At 69.6% G+C, this 17,592-nt stretch carries 18 protein-coding genes; 13 read left to right on the plus strand and 5 right to left on the minus strand.

Annotated elements, in window-relative coordinates:
* Positions 1-15 precede the first annotated feature (15 nt).
* The 10 genes from folK (at position 16) to clpC1 (ending at position 10,660) form a co-directional block, all read left to right on the plus strand.
* Entirely contained in the window at positions 16-537 is a 522-nt protein-coding gene (folK, locus tag AWC24_RS13675) for a 2-amino-4-hydroxy-6-hydroxymethyldihydropteridine diphosphokinase (protein ID WP_085085789.1), read from the plus strand.
* Complete coding sequence (locus tag AWC24_RS13680) at positions 537-1,022, plus strand: DUF3180 domain-containing protein (RefSeq protein ID WP_085085683.1); 486 nt, start codon at positions 537-539, stop codon at positions 1,020-1,022. The genes folK and AWC24_RS13680 overlap by 1 nt, the downstream gene beginning before the upstream one ends.
* 143 nt (positions 1,023-1,165) lie before the next feature.
* The gene (locus AWC24_RS13685) at positions 1,166-2,641 is read left to right on the plus strand and encodes a DUF6779 domain-containing protein (protein ID WP_085085685.1); all 1,476 of its coding nucleotides are present in this window, start codon (positions 1,166-1,168) and stop codon (positions 2,639-2,641) included.
* Positions 2,642-2,764: 123 nt separating this feature from the next.
* The gene (locus AWC24_RS13690) at positions 2,765-3,667 is read left to right on the plus strand and encodes a Rossmann-like and DUF2520 domain-containing protein (RefSeq protein ID WP_085085687.1); all 903 of its coding nucleotides are present in this window, start codon (positions 2,765-2,767) and stop codon (positions 3,665-3,667) included.
* On the plus strand, positions 3,664-4,620 hold the full coding sequence (panC, locus tag AWC24_RS13695) for a pantoate--beta-alanine ligase (RefSeq protein WP_085085689.1): 957 nt from the start codon (positions 3,664-3,666) through the stop codon (positions 4,618-4,620). Before AWC24_RS13690 ends, panC begins: the two co-directional genes overlap by 4 nt.
* A complete protein-coding gene (gene panD / locus AWC24_RS13700) occupies positions 4,620-5,036 on the plus strand; it encodes an aspartate 1-decarboxylase (protein WP_085085791.1) in 417 nt (138 codons plus the stop codon). Before panC ends, panD begins: the two co-directional genes overlap by 1 nt.
* A 2-nt stretch (positions 5,037-5,038) precedes the next feature.
* Positions 5,039-5,848, plus strand: a complete 810-nt coding sequence (locus AWC24_RS13705) for a type III pantothenate kinase (RefSeq protein WP_085085691.1) — start codon at positions 5,039-5,041, stop codon at positions 5,846-5,848.
* Between the two features lie 30 nt (positions 5,849-5,878).
* Entirely contained in the window at positions 5,879-7,414 is a 1,536-nt protein-coding gene (lysS, locus tag AWC24_RS13710; RefSeq protein ID WP_174813655.1) for a lysine--tRNA ligase, read from the plus strand.
* Between the two features lie 117 nt (positions 7,415-7,531).
* A complete protein-coding gene (gene lsr2 / locus AWC24_RS13715; RefSeq protein ID WP_085085693.1) occupies positions 7,532-7,867 on the plus strand; it encodes a histone-like nucleoid-structuring protein Lsr2 in 336 nt (111 codons plus the stop codon).
* A 264-nt stretch (positions 7,868-8,131) separates the two neighbouring features.
* Positions 8,132-10,660: an ATP-dependent protease ATP-binding subunit ClpC gene (gene clpC1 / locus AWC24_RS13720; RefSeq protein WP_085085695.1), complete on the plus strand. Its 2,529-nt coding sequence runs from the start codon at positions 8,132-8,134 to the stop codon at positions 10,658-10,660.
* 70 nt (positions 10,661-10,730) lie between these two features.
* On the opposite strand, the gene AWC24_RS13725 is transcribed toward clpC1, so the two are convergent.
* Together AWC24_RS13725 and mhuD are read right to left on the minus strand one after the other, a co-directional pair.
* Entirely contained in the window at positions 10,731-12,155 is a 1,425-nt protein-coding gene (locus AWC24_RS13725; RefSeq protein ID WP_207568326.1) for a serine hydrolase, read from the minus strand.
* Complete coding sequence (gene mhuD / locus AWC24_RS13730; protein ID WP_109560454.1) at positions 12,061-12,378, minus strand: mycobilin-forming heme oxygenase MhuD; 318 nt, start codon at positions 12,376-12,378, stop codon at positions 12,061-12,063. The genes AWC24_RS13725 and mhuD overlap by 95 nt, the downstream gene beginning before the upstream one ends.
* Positions 12,379-12,402: 24 nt before the next feature.
* Here mhuD and AWC24_RS13735 point away from each other — a divergent pair, with 24 nt between their 5' ends.
* Positions 12,403-13,164 carry an alpha/beta fold hydrolase gene (locus tag AWC24_RS13735; RefSeq protein WP_085085797.1) on the plus strand — a complete coding sequence of 254 codons (762 nt, stop codon included), beginning with the start codon at positions 12,403-12,405 and terminating at the stop codon, positions 13,162-13,164.
* On the opposite strand, the gene AWC24_RS13740 is transcribed toward AWC24_RS13735, so the two are convergent.
* A complete protein-coding gene (locus AWC24_RS13740; RefSeq protein WP_085085699.1) occupies positions 13,131-14,030 on the minus strand; it encodes an iron-sulfur binding domain-containing protein in 900 nt (299 codons plus the stop codon). The two genes, AWC24_RS13735 and AWC24_RS13740, sit on opposite strands and share 34 nt — an antisense overlap.
* A gap of 25 nt (positions 14,031-14,055) precedes the next feature.
* Between AWC24_RS13740 and AWC24_RS13745 the strand changes: the two genes are divergently transcribed.
* The gene (locus tag AWC24_RS13745; protein WP_085085701.1) at positions 14,056-14,679 is read left to right on the plus strand and encodes a carbonic anhydrase; all 624 of its coding nucleotides are present in this window, start codon (positions 14,056-14,058) and stop codon (positions 14,677-14,679) included.
* 129 nt (positions 14,680-14,808) lie between these two features.
* Entirely contained in the window at positions 14,809-15,570 is a 762-nt protein-coding gene (locus AWC24_RS13750; protein WP_085085799.1) for a hypothetical protein, read from the plus strand.
* Between the two features lie 16 nt (positions 15,571-15,586).
* On the opposite strand, the gene radA is transcribed toward AWC24_RS13750, so the two are convergent.
* Both radA and AWC24_RS13760 read right to left on the minus strand, forming a co-directional pair.
* A complete protein-coding gene (gene radA, locus AWC24_RS13755; protein WP_085085703.1) occupies positions 15,587-16,999 on the minus strand; it encodes a DNA repair protein RadA in 1,413 nt (470 codons plus the stop codon).
* A 51-nt stretch (positions 17,000-17,050) separates the two neighbouring features.
* Positions 17,051-17,587 (minus strand): copper chaperone PCu(A)C domain-containing protein, encoded by a 537-nt coding sequence (locus AWC24_RS13760; protein ID WP_085085705.1) that lies wholly within the window; start codon positions 17,585-17,587, stop codon positions 17,051-17,053.
* Positions 17,588-17,592 lie beyond the last annotated feature (5 nt).

Consider the following 17,592-nt stretch of genomic DNA (forward strand, 5'->3'; position numbering starts at 1 on the left):
GAGGGGGTGGCGCCGATGACTGAAGCGGTGCTTTCCATCGGATCCAACCTGGGTGATCGGCTGGCCAGGTTGCAGTCGGCCGTCGACGGCTTCGGCGCGGCGGTGCGCGAGGTGTCCGGGGTGTACGAGAGCGAGGCGTGGGGCGGGGTCGACCAGGGTCGCTTCCTCAACGCGGTGCTGATCGTGGAGGATCCGGCCGTCGACAAACACGGGTGGCTGCACCGCGCCCAGGAACTGGAGCAGGCGGCGGACCGGGTCCGCGGCGAACGCTGGGGTCCGCGGACCCTCGACGTCGACGTGATCAGCTGCCGCGAACAGCCCGGGGGCACGGAGCTGTTCTCCCGCGACGACGGGCTGACCCTGCCGCATCCGCTGGCGCATCTGCGCGCGTTCGTCATGGTTCCGTGGCTGGCGGTCGAGCCGGATGCGCAGTTGACGGTGGCCGGCCGGCAGTGCGCGGTGGCCGGCCTGCTGGAGGAACTGGAACCCGCCGACCGCACCTCGCTGCGGCTGACCGACCAGGTGCTACAGCGCTGATGGGTCCGACCCGTAAACGAGACGTCTCCGCAGGGGTGGTCGCCGCCGCGGTGCTCAGCTATCTGGCGGTGCAGCTGCTGTACCGCTGGTTCCCGCCGATCACCGCGTGGACCGGGATATCGCTGCTGGTGGTAGCGATCGCCGAGGCGGCCTGGGGCCGGTACGTCCGGGAGAAGATCGACGACGGCCAGATCGGCGACGGGCCCGGGTGGGTGCACCCGCTGGCCGTGGCCCGCACCGTGGTGGTCGCCAAGGCCTCGGCCTGGATGGGTGCGCTGGTGCTGGGCTTCTGGCTCGGTGTGCTGGGTTACCTGTTGCCGCGCCGCGCCACGCTGCACGTCGCCGCCGAGGACACCGGCGGCGCGGTGGTCGCCGCGGCCAGCGCGCTGGCGCTGCTCATCGCCGCACTGTGGTTGCAGAACTGCTGCAAGTCGCCGCAGGACCCCGGACAGCCCGGACAGCTGACCGGAGATCAACCGGGGTGAGAATCGCCGACGCAGCGCGACACGCGGAGTGACCTCGTACAGGTACAGTCGGGCAATGCGTGTCGGCAACGATGCGGACGCGCTGGGGCGCCCCCGCCTGCGTAGCGGCGAGGGGGACGAGGCGACGAGGTGGAGCGGCGCAGATGAATTCGGTCCTGTCCCGCGCCCCGGGTCGGCGCGGCGGTCGCAGGCCGGGCTGGACGCTGATGACGGCCTTGCTGATTCTCGCCATCGCATCGAGTTCGGCGCTGGTGTTCACCAGCCGGGTGGAACTGCTGAAGCTCGCGGTCATCGTGGCGCTGTGGGCCGCGGTCGCGGCGGCGTTCGTGTCGGTGATCTATCGGCGGCAGAGCGACGTCGACCAGGCCCGGGCCCGGGATCTGAAACTGGTCTACGACCTGCAGTTGGACCGCGAGATCTCGGCGCGGCGGGAATACGAACTGACGGTGGAGTCGCAGCTGCGCCGTGAGTTGGCGTCGGAGCTGCGGGCGCAGGCCGCCGACGAGGTCGCCGCGCTGCGAACCGAGTTGGCCGCGCTGCGGACCAACCTGGAAATCCTCTTCGACTCCGATCTGAGTCACCGGCCGGCGCTGGAGACTGATTCCGCTGCGCGCACGACTATTCGCGCCTACAGCGACTGGGCCCGCTCGGGCGGGGAGTCCGTCGGTGCGCGGGCCACACCGGCCGCTGCGGCGTACTACCCCGAGGACCCGGTCACTCAGACCACCGAGAACCCGATCATCGACGTTCCGGAGGTGCGGATTCCGACCGGTGGAATCGCCACGCCGGCGGCGCCGCAGACTCATCAGACCCCTGAGCCGCCCCAGACCTCACAGCCGCCGCACGCCGAGACGGCCTATCGCGGTTCGCATCGCCGTGCCGCCGACGAGACCCCGCGCAGCGCCGCGGAGGACGGCGGCGCCCGCCGTGCCGCGGGGGACATCCGGCGCCCACCGGCGGAGGAAGCCCAGAAACCCGCAGGGCGTTGGGCACAACCGCCGCAACCGTTCGTCCCGCCCGAGCCCCGCAGGGAATCCGAGGCCCGGCGCGAGCCCGAACCGCCGCCGCCACCTCCGAGCGCGCCACCGCCGCCACCCTGGGTCACGGGACCGCCGGCTTCGGCACCGGCTTCGACACCGGGATGGAAACCGGTTGGCGCCGAGGGAGAATGGCTGCCACCGGGCGCGCCGGGCAGCAACTGGGCCGCCGAGACTCCGCCCGCTCCCGCGGGATCGGGCCGGCACGGCGCCACCGAACCCCGGCATTCCGGCGATGACGCGGCGGCCGCAGCCGAACACGGCGCTGAAGCGTCGCGACACGGCCGTCACGCGGGGCCGGGCGCACCGGACGACGGCCCGGTGTACGGCGCCGAGCGGGCCCGCCACGACGGGGAGGGGCGCCGGCGGCGCTCCCGGCACTCGGCGGACCCGGTCGGCAGCCATGCCCAACCGGAGCCGGAGCCCGCGGGCGCCCCCGGTCCGGCGACACGGCATTCCGCCGGTGCCGAGCCGGGAACCGAGGCCGCCCCGAACACCGGCGGGCAGTCGGTCGCCGAACTGCTGGCCCGCCTGCAGGCCACCCCCACCGAGGGGCGCCGGCGCCGCCGCCGCGCGGAATAGCGGTCGCCGCTGCGACCAACGTCACTCTCCGGGCCAGCGGCGGTCGGGATAGAATCTGCCCGACCGTCCGGTACCCGCAACGCGGGACTGGAACGAACCAAGAGAACCTGTGAGGTCGTCTGCATGGTGCAGTTCGACGGACTGCGGCCCGCTCGACTCAAGGTGGGAGTCATCTCGGCTGGCCGGGTCGGCACCGCGTTGGGTGTCGCGCTGGAGCGCGCCGACCACGTCGTGGTGGCATGCAGCGCCATCTCCGAGGCCTCGCGGCAACGCGCCGCCCGGCGACTGCCCGACACCTTGGTGCGTCCGGCCCACGACGTCGCCGGTGATGCCGAATTGCTGCTGCTGGCGGTGCCCGACACCGAACTGGCCGACATCGTGTCCGGCCTCGCGACCACCGGCGCGGTGCGCGCGGGCACCATCGTCGTGCACACCTCCGGTGCCATCGGGATCGGCGTGCTGACGCCGCTGACCGAGCAGGGCTGCCTGCCGCTGGCGATTCACCCCGCGATGACGTTCACCGGCGCCGACGAGGACATCGACCGGCTCACCGACAGCTGTTTCGGCATCACCGCCGCCGACGAGATCGGCTACGCCATCGGCGAGTCGCTGACCCTGGAGATCGGCGCCGAGCCGTTCCGGGTCGACGAAACCGCCCGCACGCTCTATCACGCCGCGCTCTGTCACGGCGGCAATCACGTCGTCACCGTGATCGACGACGCGCTGGCGGCGTTGCGGGCGGCGCTGCCCGGCCGCCTGGGCGCCACCGAGGTGGCCGACCCCGACGGCGTCGCCGAACGGGTGCTGGGGCCGTTGGTGCGGGCCGCGCTGGCCAACACCCTGCGGGACGGCCGGGCCGCGCTGACCGGGCCGGTGGCCCGCGGCGACTCGGCGACCCTGGCCCGCCACCTGGAAGCACTGTCCGGCGTGGATCCCGATCTGGCCGAGGCCTACCGCAGCAATGCGCTGCGCACCGCGCACCGCGCCGGCGCCGCCGAGGACGTGCTGACGGTGCTGGCCCGGTGATCACCAACGCCGCCCGGGGCGGGCAGCCCACCTTCACCGCCGGCGAGCTCAACGTCTACGCCGGGCCGGACGAGATCGCCCGCGTCACCCGGGCGCTGCGCTCGACCGGCCGCCGGGTGATGCTGGTGCCGACCATGGGTGCCCTGCACGACGGCCACCTGGCGCTGGTGCGCGCCGCGCGCAAGGTGCCCGGTGCCGTTGTGGTGGTGTCGATCTTCGTCAACCCGCTGCAGTTCGGCGCCGGCGAGGACCTCGACGCCTACCCGCGCACCCTGGACGACGACCTGGCCCTTTTACGCGCCGCGGGGGTCGAGCTGGCCTTCACTCCGACCGCCGCTGCGATGTATCCCGCCGGGCCGCGCACCGCCGTGCACCCGGGCCCGCTGGGATCCGAGCTCGAAGGCGCCGCGCGCCCGACGCACTTCGCCGGAATGCTCACGGTGGTGGGCAAATTGCTGTCGATCGTGCGCCCCGACCGGGCCTTCTTCGGCGAGAAGGACTACCAGCAGCTGGTGCTGGTGCGCCAGATGGTCGACGACCTCAATCTCGACGTGACCGTGGTGGGTGTGCCCACGGTGCGTGAACCCGACGGCCTGGCGCTGTCGTCGCGCAACCGCTACCTCGACCCGCTGCAGCGCGAGGCCGCGGCGGCCTTGTCGGCGGCGCTGGCCGCCGGCGAGCGGGCCGCATCGGCCGGGGCGACCGCGGTGCTCGACGCCGCGGGCGCGGTGCTCGCCGCGGTCCCGGCGGTCGAGGTCGACTACCTGCAGGTGCGCGGCGTCGGCCTCGGTCCGGCGCCGGCCGAAGGGCCGGCACGGCTGCTGATCGCCGGTCGGCTCGGGGCGACCCGATTGATCGACAACGCCGCCATAACGCTCGGATTTCCCACCGACGACACGTCGGTCGGTTCGGATGGATGTTCCGTATCAACCGCCCCAACCCGGAGGAATTGATGTTTCGGACGATGCTCAAGTCGAAGATTCACCGTGCCACGGTCACCCACGCCGACCTGCACTACGTCGGATCGGTGACCATCGATGCCGATCTGATGGATGCCGCCGACCTGCTCGAGGGCGAGCAGGTGACCATCGTCGACATCGACAACGGCGCTCGACTGGTCACCTACGCCATCACCGGGGAGCGGGGGACCGGCATCATCGGGATCAACGGTGCCGCAGCGCATCTGGTGCACCCGGGCGATCTGGTGATCCTGATCGCCTACGGCACGATGGAGGACGCCGAGGCCCGCCGGTATCGGCCGCGGATCGTGTTCGTCGACTCCGACAACAAGCAGGTGGATCTGGGTGACGACCCTGCCTTCGTGCCGGATGACGTGGCCGACCTGCTCTCACCGAGAAGCGTGGGATAGCTGTGCTGCTGGCGATCGACGTCCGAAACACCCACACCGTGATCGGTCTGCTGACCGGTTCGGGTGAGCACGGAAACGTCGTGCAGCAGTGGCGGATTCGCACCGAGGCGGAGATCACCGCCGACGAGCTGGCGCTGACCCTGGACGGACTGATCGGGGACGACGGTGAACAGCTCACCGGGGCGGCCGCACTGTCCACCGTGCCGTCGGTGCTGCACGAAGTGCGAGTGATGCTCGATCAGTACTGGCCCTCGGTGCCGTCGGTGCTGATCGAGCCGGGTGTGCGTACCGGGATCCCGCTGTTGGTCGACAATCCCAAAGAGGTCGGTGCCGACCGGATCGTCAACTGCCTGGCCGCCTTCCACAAGTTCAACAAGGCGGCGATCATCGTCGACTTCGGTTCGTCGATCTGCGTCGACGTGGTGTCGGCCAAAGGCGAATTCCTGGGGGGCGCGATAGCCCCCGGTGTCCAGATCTCCTCGGATGCCGCCGCGGCCCGCTCTGCGGGGTTGCGTCGGGTCGAGCTCACCCGGCCCCGCTCGGTGATCGGCAAGAACACCGTCGAATGCATGCAGGCCGGCGCCGTGTTCGGCTTCGCCGGGCTGGTCGACGGGTTGGTTCGCCGGGTCCGCGACGATACGCCGGGCTTGGCCGACACCACGGTGGTGGCGACCGGGCACACCGCCCCGCTGTTGCTCGCCGACCTGGAGACGGTCGATCACTACGACGCCAATCTCACCCTGGACGGTTTGCGCTTGGTGTTCGAGCGCAACCGCGACAGTCAGCGGGGCAGGCTGCGGCCGGCGCGCTGAGTGCCCGCCGGTTGATTAAGCTGGCACGTCGTGAGCTCCGCCGATACCCCCCACACCCCAGGTCTGTCGCACACCGAGGACCCCGATCTTCCCGAGCAGTTCCGGATTCGCCGTGACAAGCGCGCGCGGTTGCTGGCCCAGGGGCGCGATCCCTACCCGGTGGCGGTGGGCCGCACCCACTCGCTCGCCCAGATCCGGGCCGGCTACCCCGACCTCGCCGCCGACACCGCCACCGGCGACGTCGTCGGCGTGGCCGGACGGGTGGTCTTCGCCCGCAACTCCGGGAAGCTGTGTTTCGCCACCCTGCAGGAGGGTGACGGTACCCAGTTGCAGGTGATGGTCAGCCTGGCCAGCGTCGGCGAACAGCTGTTGGAGTCCTGGAAGGTCGATGTCGACCTCGGCGACATCGTCTACGTGCACGGCGAGGTGATCAGTTCCCGCCGCGGCGAGCTGTCGGTGCTGGCCGACTCATGGCAGATGGCGTCGAAATCGCTGCGCCCGCTGCCGGTCGCGCACAAGGAGATGAGCGAGGAGTCGCGGGTCCGGCGGCGCTACGTCGACCTGATCCTCCGCCCGGAGGCGCGGATCGTGGCTCGCCAGCGAATCGCGGTGATTCGCGCGCTGCGCAACGCACTGGAGCGTCGCGGATTCCTCGAAGTCGAAACGCCGATGTTGCAGACATTGGCCGGTGGGGCGGCGGCCCGGCCGTTCGTCACGCATTCGAACGCACTCGACGTCGACCTCTACCTGCGAATCGCTCCTGAGCTTTTCCTGAAACGCTGCGTTGTCGGCGGCTTCGAGCGGGTCTTCGAACTCAATCGGGTGTTCCGAAACGAAGGCGCCGATTCTACGCATTCGCCTGAATTCTCGATGCTGGAGACCTACCAGGCCTATGGCACCTACGATGACTCGGCCGTGGCCACGCGGGAGATTATTCAAGAGGTCGCCGACGAGGTGATCGGAACCCGCCGACTACCACTGCCCGACGGCAGCATCTACGACATTGACGGCGAATGGGCGACGGTCGAGATGTATCCGTCGCTGTCGGACGCGATCGGCGAGGAGATCACCCCGGCGACCTCGGCGGATCGGCTGTGGGCGGTGGCCGACCGACTCGGTGTCGAGATTCCCACCGACCGCGGCTACGGGCACGGCAAGCTGGTCGAGGAATTGTGGGAACACGCCGTCGGCAATGCGCTGAGTGCGCCCACGTTCGTGCGGGACTTCCCGGTCGAGACGACTCCGCTCACCCGCCAGCACCGCAGCATCGATGGCGTCACCGAGAAGTGGGATCTCTACATGCGCGGGGTCGAACTGGCCACCGGCTACTCCGAACTCATCGACCCGGTGGTGCAGCGCGCGCGTTTTGAGGACCAGGCGCGGGCCGCGGCGGCCGGCGACGACGAGGCGATGGCGTTGGACGAGGACTTCCTGGTGGCGATGGAACACGCGATGCCACCCTGCACCGGCACCGGAATGGGCATCGACCGCCTGCTGATGGTCTTGACGGGCCTGTCAATTAGAGAGACCGTTTTGTTCCCGATTGTTCGGCGCCACGGCAACTGAACTCCTGACGACACCTGTTGTGTTGAAGCGGCCGTATTTTTATGGCACATTGGTCCGCGAGGTCGATTACGGCTTTGCGCACAGTTTGCGCGCAGGAAAGCTAACTTAGGGGTACCGATGGCGAAAAAAGTGACCGTCACCTTGATCGATGATTTCGATGGTGAGGGTGCCGCCGACGAAACAGTCGAATTCGGGCTGGACGGGGTGACCTATGAGATCGACCTTTCAAGTAAGAATGCCACGAAACTGCGCGGCGACTTGAAGAAGTGGGCGGACGCGGGCCGTCGGGTCGGCGGTCGGCGGCGCGGACGGGCCGGAGCCGGCCGCCGCGGAGCGATCGACCGTGAACAAAGCGCCGCGATCCGCGAATGGGCTCGCCGCAACGGCCACAACGTGTCGACCCGCGGCCGTATCCCGGCCGACATCATCGACGCATTCCACGCCGCCACTTAGAGCCGCCACCTGACCCCGGCGGATTCGGGTTTCGCTGCTGGCGAACCCGGTGACCCGGCGGAACGGATTCGGGGGTCACAGCGTTGCCCCCTTGCATCAGGTGCCAGGCCTTTCGGGGTCTGGCATCCGCAAGTGGTCGATATCGGTACGCATTGCCCGGCAGGTCACAGCGCGCTCGGCCGCCCACTACAGTGGACGGCAGGTACGCGCAGCCGAGCCGAGGCCGACCAAGTACCGATGGTGAGGGAGAGCAGGTAAACGCCGATGTTCGAAAGATTTACCGACCGGGCCCGCAGGGTTGTCGTCCTCGCGCAGGAAGAGGCGCGGATGCTCAACCACAACTACATCGGGACCGAGCACATCCTGCTGGGCTTGATCCACGAGGGTGAGGGCGTGGCCGCCAAGTCGCTGGAGTCGCTGGGCATCTCCCTGGAGGGGGTGCGCAGCCAGGTCGAGGAGATCATCGGGCAGGGCCAGCAGGCGCCGTCCGGACACATCCCGTTCACCCCGCGCGCCAAGAAGGTGCTCGAGCTGAGCCTGCGTGAGGCGTTGCAGCTCGGCCACAACTACATCGGCACCGAGCACATCCTGCTGGGCCTGATCCGCGAGGGCGAGGGCGTTGCGGCACAGGTGCTGGTCAAGTTGGGCGCCGACCTGACCCGGGTGCGCCAGCAGGTCATCCAGTTGCTCAGCGGCTACCAGGGCAAGGAGACCGCCGAGGCCGGCACCGGTGGCCGCGGCGGGGAATCCGGCTCGCCGTCCACGTCGCTGGTGCTCGACCAGTTCGGCCGCAACCTGACCGCCGCGGCCATGGAGGGCAAGCTCGACCCGGTGATCGGCCGGGAGAAGGAAATCGAGCGGGTCATGCAGGTGCTGTCCCGGCGTACCAAGAACAACCCGGTGCTGATCGGTGAGCCCGGCGTCGGCAAGACCGCTGTGGTCGAGGGCCTGGCGCAGGCGATCGTGGCCGGCGAGGTCCCCGAGACGCTGAAGGACAAGCAGCTCTACACCCTGGACCTGGGTTCGCTGGTGGCCGGCAGCCGTTACCGCGGGGACTTCGAGGAGCGCCTGAAGAAGGTGCTCAAGGAGATCAACACCCGCGGCGACATCATCTTGTTCATCGACGAGCTGCACACCCTGGTGGGTGCCGGTGCGGCCGAGGGCGCGATCGATGCGGCCTCGATCCTCAAGCCGAAGCTGGCTCGCGGTGAACTGCAGACCATCGGCGCCACGACCCTCGACGAGTACCGCAAGTACATCGAGAAGGACGCGGCACTGGAGCGCCGGTTCCAGCCGGTGCAGGTCGGTGAGCCCACGGTGGAGCACACCATCGAGATCCTCAAGGGCCTGCGGGACCGCTACGAGGCCCACCACCGGGTCTCGATCAGCGACTCGGCGATTGTGGCGGCAGCCACCCTGGCCGACCGCTACATCAACGACCGGTTCCTGCCGGACAAGGCGATCGACCTGATCGACGAGGCCGGTGCGCGGATGCGGATCCGCCGGATGACCGCGCCGCCGGACCTGCGTGAGTTCGACGAGAAGATCGCCGACGCGCGCCGGGAGAAGGAGTCCGCGATCGACGCGCAGGACTTCGAGAAGGCCGCCAGCCTGCGGGACCGCGAGAAGCAGCTGGTCGCGCAGCGCGCGGAACGCGAGAAGCAGTGGCGTGCCGGGGATCTCGACGTCGTGGCCGAGGTCGATGACGAGCAGATCGCCGAGGTGCTGGGCAACTGGACCGGCATCCCGGTGTTCAAGCTGACCGAGGCCGAGACCACCCGTCTGCTGCGGATGGAAGACGAGCTGCACAAGCGGATCATCGGGCAGAAGGATGCCGTCAACGCGGTCTCGAAGGCGATCCGCCGTACCCGCGCCGGGTTGAAAGACCCCAAGCGGCCGTCCGGCTCGTTCATCTTCGCCGGCCCGTCCGGTGTCGGTAAGACCGAGCTGTCCAAGGCGCTGGCGGAGTTCCTGTTCGGCGACGACGACGCGCTCATCCAGATCGACATGGGCGAGTTCCACGACCGCTTCACCGCGTCGCGGCTGTTCGGGGCCCCTCCGGGCTACGTCGGCTACGAGGAGGGCGGCCAGCTGACCGAGAAGGTGCGGCGCAAGCCGTTCTCGGTGGTGCTGTTCGACGAGATCGAGAAGGCGCACCAGGAGATCTACAACTCGCTGTTGCAGGTTCTCGAGGACGGTCGGCTCACCGACGGCCAGGGACGCACGGTGGACTTCAAGAACTGCGTGCTGATCTTCACCTCCAACCTGGGCACGTCCGACATCTCCAAGGCTGTCGGCCTCGGGTTCACCCAGGGCGGCGGGGAGAACAACTACGAGCGGATGAAGCTGAAGGTCAACGACGAGCTCAAGAAGCACTTCCGCCCGGAGTTCCTCAACCGCATCGACGACATCATCGTCTTCCACCAGCTCAGCAGGGAAGAGATCATCCAGATGGTCGACTTGATGATCGGTCGGGTGGCCAAGCAGCTCAAGGCCAAGGACATGGACATCGCGATGTCCGACAAGGCCAAGTCACTGCTGGCCAAGCGCGGCTTCGACCCGGTGCTGGGCGCGCGTCCGCTGCGGCGCACCATCCAGCGCGAGATCGAGGACCAGCTGTCGGAGAAGATCCTGTTCGAGGAGATCGGCCCCGGCCAGCTGGTCACCGTCGACGTCGACAACTGGGACGGCGAGGGCGCGACCGAGAACGCGGTGTTCACCTTCGTCGGTAGCCAGAAGCCGACGGAGGAGCCGGCCGACCTGGCTCAGGCGGGCGCACCGACCGCGGAGTAGTCCCGGCGAGAAGGAATCTGGCGACGTCGACCCAGCCAGCGGGTCACGTCGCCAGATTCAGTTTCGCGGCCTAGTGGCGCACCGGCAGGAGTCCGAATGCCTGCTTGGCGACCTGCAGCATCCAGCTGCCGACGCTCTTGCCGTGATCACGCGGCCAGTTGAGCTGGAAGCTGAGCACCCACGGCTGGCCGCTCTTGTCCACGGCGTACCAGCTGAAGGTCAGGTCGCCGGGCAGGCCGCCGGCTTTCGCGCCGATGTAGGGCCACTCGGCGCGGGGCAGGTCGATGCCGCGGACCGCGGACAGGATCTCGCGGACCGGTGCCGCCTCGCCCACCGCACCGGCCTGCAGCGCCACATGCACCCGGCAGATGTCCTCGGCGCTGCCGTACCACTCCGCGCCGTAGGCCGACGCCGGAACGTGCGCGCGGATCGGGTCCGGCTCGTAGGGGCGAGAGTTGGCCTGCTGTAACAGCTTTGCCCGCTCCTGGGGGGAGCCGTGCTGCCACTGCTCGCGCAGGTCGGGTTTGCCCCAGCCCACCGAGAACAACTCGTACATGGTGGGAAACGGCGTCATGCTGGCAGGGTCGTGGTGGCCGGCTGCGACCAGCGCCCGCTCGACGGCATGGGTTCCCACGTGGTCGATCAGCAAGTCGGTCGCCATGTTGTCGCTGGTGGCGATCATCTTCGCGGCGGCCTTGCGCACCGATACGTGCGCGCCGTCGGGCAGCTCCTCCAGACCGGACGAGCCGACCACCTTCGCCCGGCCGGTGATGATCAGCGGGTCGTCCCAGGACACCCGGCCGGCCTTCACCTCGTTGGCGACGGCCAGCAGCACATACAGCTTGAAGATCGATGCCAGCGGCAGCGACTGCCGGGCATTGGTGCCGGCCACCGGTTTGCAGGCGCCGTCCTCGATGCGCGACGCCTGGTAGGAGTAGCGTGCGCCGGTCCGGCTCAGCACCGCGTCGACGTCACCCCAGGAGCGGATCGTGGGTGCCTCGGTGGTCGGTTTGAACAGATCCACCATCCCGTTGTCGTCGGTGCGGATCCGGATGTCCTGGCGGGCACCATAGGAGGTGGTCAGGTGCAGGGTGGCCGCGCCGGCGCGAATGTCGACGCTGTCCAGCTGAAACGGCCGGTCCCACCACAGCGACTCCATGGTGGTGACCACCTGATCGACCTTGTCCGGTGCGGCCAGGGTGGCCACTCCGATCGGGCCGATCGGCCAGTCGGAGTTGAGCATGTCCATGGTCTGCTTGGCGCGCAGACCCGGCGGCGTCTTGGTGGAGATCACCACCTCACCGGTGTCGGCCGGTGAGGCAGGCGAGGGGGCGCAGCCGGCGGCCAGGCTCGCCAGGGCCACGGCGGTCGTGCATGCCGCCAGTCGGCGCCGCACCGAGCTAGGCCTGGGTGGCGGTTCCGGCCACGTCCAGCACGACCTCGAACTCCAGCAACGACGCACCGGTCGCCACCGGCTTGGCCCGCTGTCCGGCATGGGCTTCGACGGCGGGGCCCTGCGCCCACGCCTGGAAGGCCTCGTCGGACTCCCAGTGCGTCACCACGAAGTAGCGGTCCTCACCCTTGACCGGGCGCAGCAGCTGGAAGCCGAGGAAACCGGGCTGGTTCTCCACCGCATGCGCGCGGTTGGCGAACCGGTTCTCCAGCTCGGGGCCGGCGTCGGCGGGCACCTCGATTGCATTGATCTTGACCACGGACATGTGGCCTAGGCTACCGTGCCCCGGGTGGACACCGCGTCGAGCGAGCTGCTGGCCTATCGCGGCGGACACGGTGCCCCGCTGGTCCTGGTGCACGGCCTGATGGGTCGTGGCAGCACCTGGTCGCGGCAACTGCCCTGGCTCACCCGGTTCGGGGCGGTTTACACCTACGACGCGCCGTGGCATCGCGGCCGCGATGTCGCCGACCCGCACCCGATCGCCACCGAACGGTTCGTTTCCGACCTCGCCTCCGCGGTCGAGCAACTGCCCTGCCCGGTCCGCCTGGTCGGCCACTCGATGGGCGCGCTGCACGGCTGGTGCCTGGCGGCCAGCCGGCCCGAGCTGATCTCGGCGCTGGTGGTCGAAGACATGGCGCCGGACTTCCGGGGCCGCACCACCGGGCCGTGGGAACCGTGGGTGCATGCCCTGCCGGTCGAATACACCCGTGCCGAGCAGGTGATCGACGAGTTCGGTGAGATCGCCGGGCGGTATTTTCTGGAGGCCTTCGACCGCACCGAGACCGGCTGGCGGCTGCACGGCCGGCCCGAGCGGTGGGTGCAGATCGCCGCCGAGTGGGGCACCCGCGACTACTGGGAGCAGTGGCGGGAGGTGCGCTGCCCGACCTTGTTGATCGAAGCCGGCAACTCGGTGACACCCGCCGGACAGATGCGTGAGATGCACCGCATCGCCGCCCAGAGCAGCTATCTGCACGTCCCGGACGCCGGGCACCTGGTGCACGATGATGCGCCGCAGGCCTACCGCGAGGCCGTCGAGTCGTTTCTGTCCTGACCGGGCAGCGCAAAGCGGCCGTCGGCGAGCTGTTCCACCAGGCCGTCGTCCAGCAGTGAGGCCAGCGCGCGTTCGCGCTGCACCGCATCCATCGGCCACGCCACGTCGATTTCGGCACGCGTTACCGAAAACTCCTTGTCCCGCAACACATCCAGCAGGCGTCCACGCACCTGCCGATCAGTGCCGGCATAGCGTTGGGCGGGTCGCCTCGGGCCGTCGGCGGACGGTGAGCCGGCCAGCCGCCAGCGGCAGCGCTCGCGCAGCGGACAGCTGTCGCAGCGCGGGCTGCGGGCCGTGCACACAATGGCCCCCAGTTCCATCAGGGCCGCCGAGAACCGGGCTGCCCGAGCGGAATCGGGCAGCAGCGCGGTGACATCGGCGTGGTCACGCTTCGCCGACGGGCCGGCCGCATCGGCACGTCCGTGCACGGCCCTGGCCACCACCCGACGCACGTTGGTGTCGACCACCGGGACCGGTTTGCGGTAGGCGAAACAGGCCACCGCCCGCGCGGTGTAGCTGCCGATCCCGGGCAGTTGCTCCAAGGTCTCGACATCGTCGGGTACCACGTCGGCGAAGTCACGAGCGATCACCGTCGCGCATTCATGGAGCCGTTTGGCCCGGCGCGGATAGCCCAGCTTTCCCCAGGCCCGCAACACATCAGCGGGGGTTGCGGCGGCTGTCGCCGACGGCGTCGGCCAGCGGGCGACCCAGTCTGTCCAGAGCGGCAGCACCCGCGCCACCGGGGTCTGCTGCAACATGAACTCGCTGACCAGGATCTGCCACGGCGTCACACCGGCCGCCCGCCACGGCAGATCGCGTTCGGCGTTGTCGAACCAGCCCAGCAGGTCGCCGGCGTCGATGCTCATCGGCCGACCGTGCACAATGTCGGGTATGCCGAACTCGAACCCGATATCCGCGTGGAAGGCACTCAAGGAGGGTAACGAGCGCTTCGTCGCCGGCGAACCCCTCCATCCCAGCCAGGACGTCGCGCGCCGCGCTGCGCTGGCCGACGGCCAGAAGCCGACCGCGGTGGTGTTCGGTTGCGGTGACAGCCGGGTCGCGGCCGAAATCATCTTCGATCAGGGCCTCGGTGACATGTTCGTGGTCCGCACCGCCGGCCATGTGATCGATGCAGCGGTGCTGGGTTCGATCGAGTTCGGGGTGGCGGTGCTCGACGTGCCGCTGATCGTGGTGCTGGGCCACGACAGCTGCGGGGCGGTCAAGGCCGCGCTGGCCGCTCTCGACGACGGTGCCGTACCAGGCGGCTACCTGCGTGATATCGCCGAACGGGTGGCCTCGTCGATCCTGGTCGGCCGGCGCGAAGGCCTGCGCAGCATCGATGAGTTTGAGACCTTCCACGTCAACGAGACCGTGCGGCAACTAGCGACCCGGTCGACCGTCATCGCCGAGCAGGTCGAGGCCGGGACGCTGGCGATCGTGGGCGCCACCTACCACCTGGCCGACGGGCGGGTGCAGGCCCGCGAGCACCTCGGCGACATCGGCGAAGAGTCGTAGCTCAGCCGGGGACATCTCGGTCGGGCGGGCCACCGGCGGGGCCCGAATACTCGGGCGAGGTCACAATGCGGCAACGACACGCCGTGAAGGGTCGGACAACTCGCGGTGAGCTCGTCCTACCGTGAGAACGTGCTCGATTTAGAACCGCAGGGTCCGCTGCCTTCGCAGATCTACTGGCGACGCCGGGGACTGGCGCTGGGCATCGCGGTCGCGGTGATCGCGGTGGTGGCGGCCATCGTCTTCGCTGTCGTGAACAGCAGCGCGGGCGCCGAGAACGCCGACGGGAAGAAGACGACCGCTACGCAGCACGCCAAGCCACCGGGCGCGCCCGCCGAAGAGGTCAAGACACCCGTGGTGCCGCCCGCCGAGGAGGCGCCCCCGCCGGCGCCGACCCCGACCGCGGCGGTGCTCCCGCCGCCGGTGCTCAAGGAGGGCGACGACTGCCCCGACTCGACGCTGGCCGTCAAGGGCATCACCGGGCCGCAGTACACGCTGGGTGAGCAGCCGCAGTTCACCATGGTGGTCACCAACATCGGGCTGGTCGCCTGCAAGCGGGACGTGGGGGCGGCGGTGCTGGCCGCCTACGTCTACTCGCTGGACAACCAGCGACTGTGGTCGAACCTGGACTGCGCGCCGTCGAACGAGACCCTGGTCAAGACCTTCGATCCCGGTGAGCAGGTGACGACCACAGTGACCTGGACCGGAATGGGTTCGGCGCCGCAATGTCCGCTGCCGCGACAGCCGATCGGTCCGGGCACCTACAACCTGGTGGTCCAACTGGGCAATCTGCGGTCCGCGACGGTGCCGTTCATGCTGACCGAACCCGCACCGGACGCCCCGCCACCGCCGGTCGAACACCTCCCGATGCCGGAAGCGCCACCGGGCAACTAGATCGCGCCGTCGGGCGTCAGGGCCGAAGCAACCGTGGCGGTGCCGGCCGGCTCGCACCCCGGTCGGCGATGTCGACCAGGTGGTGAAGCGCCGCAACGATGTTGGCCGCCGCCACTGTGCGCAGCCCGCCCACGGTGGCCGGGGCGCCGGGAGGTGTCAGCGCGATGGTGAACCCCAGCCGGGCCGCCTCGGCCAGCCGGCGGTCCATCCCGCTGATCGGGCGCAGGTCGCCGGCCAGGCCCACCTCACCGACCACCACCGTGGTCCCCGGCAGCGGCAGCCCCGCGTAGGCCGACGCCAGCGCGATGGCGACGGCCAGATCCGTGGACGGGTCGGTCAGTCGCATACCGCCGACCGTGGACAGGTAGATGTCGGCCGCCCCGACCGGCAGCTTCGCGTGTTTGTCGAGCACCGCGGTGATCATGGCGGCGCGGGCGTGGTCGATGCCGCTGACCGCCCGGCGCGGCGATCCGCCGGCCGGGTTCGCCAGCAGCGCCTGCACCTCGCCGATCAACGGCCGCTTGCCGTCCAGCGCGACGGTGATCGCGGTGCCGGGCACCGGTTCGCTGCGCTGTTCCAGAAATAGCCCGGACGGGTCGGTGACCCCTTCGATGCCGCTGTCTCGCAGCAGAAAACAGCCCACTTCGTCGGTGGCTCCGAAGCGGTTCTTCACGGCCCGCACCATCCGTAGCGCCGAGTTGCGGTCGCCGTCGAAGTGCAGCACCACGTCGACGAGGTGTTCCAGTGAACGCGGGCCGGCGATCGCCCCGTCCTTGGTCACGTGACCGACCAGGATCAGCGCCACGTCACCGGCTTTGGCGGCCGCGGTCAGTGCGGCCGTGACGGCACGCACCTGGGTGACCCCGCCGGCCACCCCGTCGGTGTCGGCGGCGGCGATGGTCTGCACCGAATCGACCACCACCAGCGTCGGCCGGACCGCCTCGATGTGGCCCAGCACGGTCTGCAGGTCTGACTCGGCGGCCAGGTAGATCTCGTCGTGACTGCAGCCGGTGCGTTCGGCACGCAACCGGATCTGTCCGCCGGATTCCTCGCCGGAGACGTACAGTGCCCGCCGCCCCGTGAGCGCCCAGCGGTGGGCGACCTCGAGCAGCAGCGTGGACTTGCCGACGCCGGGGTCACCGGCCAGCAATGTGACCGAGCCGGAGACCACCCCGCCGCCGAGCACCCGGTCGAGTTCGGCCACACCGGTCTGTTGGTGGCGTGCGCTACCGGGTGCGATGGAGCTGATCGGGACCGCGGGCCGGGCCGGTGCGGCCGGTTTCAGGCCGTTCGGCGGCGCCGTCGACTCCGCCACCGGGTCGATGCCGCCCCAGCTACCGCATTCGGGGCAGCGGCCCAACCATTTCGCGCAGGTGTTCCCGCACTCTGAACAGCGATACAGCGAACGCGCCTTGGAGGTTCTGGCCACCCGCTGACGGTATCCGCTGGGTCCGACAGCCAGCGGCGGCGACGCGGTGGGTCAGTGGTGCAACAGCACGCCGGCCGAGATCGGCACGGCCAGGCGGACCGGGCCCGCGTTCTTGAAGTCGAACGTGAAGTCGTAGGTCAGTCCGTTGGAGATCGCCTTGTCGAGTGTCACCGTGGCCGCTGCGGTGCCGGCGTTGCTGACCTCCGACAGTGCCTTGGAGGCGGGCGCCGTGGGCAGATCCGGACCGGCCGGGGCGCTGACCACCAGGACGCCGCCGGCGGGGACCGACCTGCTGCCGATCACCGACACCTTGCCGACCGAGCTGTTGATCCCGGTGAGCTCCTCGCCGGTGTCCGTCGACTGGTTGGTGGCGACGAACACCAGGTCGACCGTCTGGCCGGCCTCGAGCGTGTCACCGGTCTGCACCGCTTGGATGCGCACGTCGCGCAGTGCCAGATCCCCGACGGTGGCCGAGGAGCCGTTGACCGCCGGCGCCTGGTCGGCGGACTGGGAGATCTGCCCGGTGCCGCACCCGGCGAGTGCCGCGGCGACGGCCAACGCGGTGACGACCCTGTTGAACCGGTTCACTTGAG

It is taken from the genome of Mycolicibacter senuensis, from assembly GCF_002101885.1.
Classification (GTDB): domain Bacteria; phylum Actinomycetota; class Actinomycetes; order Mycobacteriales; family Mycobacteriaceae; genus Mycobacterium; species Mycobacterium senuense.

Excerpts from the sequence above, each read along its gene's own strand:
- AWC24_RS13725 (WP_207568326.1), bottom strand. The coding sequence starts at position 12,155 with ATGCCGGACAGCGGGCCAAGCCGGTGGCGACCGGTGCGTCGTTGCTGG.
- AWC24_RS13740 (WP_085085699.1), bottom strand. The coding sequence starts at position 14,030 with ATGAGCATCGACGCCGGCGACCTGCTGGGCTGGTTCGACAACGCCGAA.
- AWC24_RS13685 (WP_085085685.1), top strand. The coding sequence starts at position 1,166 with ATGAATTCGGTCCTGTCCCGCGCCCCGGGTCGGCGCGGCGGTCGCAGG.
- clpC1 (WP_085085695.1), top strand. The coding sequence starts at position 8,132 with ATGTTCGAAAGATTTACCGACCGGGCCCGCAGGGTTGTCGTCCTCGCG.
- mhuD (WP_109560454.1), bottom strand. The coding sequence starts at position 12,378 with ATGTCCGTGGTCAAGATCAATGCAATCGAGGTGCCCGCCGACGCCGGC.
- AWC24_RS13680 (WP_085085683.1), top strand. The coding sequence starts at position 537 with ATGGGTCCGACCCGTAAACGAGACGTCTCCGCAGGGGTGGTCGCCGCC.
- folK (WP_085085789.1), top strand. The coding sequence starts at position 16 with ATGACTGAAGCGGTGCTTTCCATCGGATCCAACCTGGGTGATCGGCTG.
- panD (WP_085085791.1), top strand. The coding sequence starts at position 4,620 with ATGTTTCGGACGATGCTCAAGTCGAAGATTCACCGTGCCACGGTCACC.
- AWC24_RS13690 (WP_085085687.1), top strand. The coding sequence starts at position 2,765 with ATGGTGCAGTTCGACGGACTGCGGCCCGCTCGACTCAAGGTGGGAGTC.
- AWC24_RS13745 (WP_085085701.1), top strand. The coding sequence starts at position 14,056 with ATGCCGAACTCGAACCCGATATCCGCGTGGAAGGCACTCAAGGAGGGT.
- lsr2 (WP_085085693.1), top strand. The coding sequence starts at position 7,532 with ATGGCGAAAAAAGTGACCGTCACCTTGATCGATGATTTCGATGGTGAG.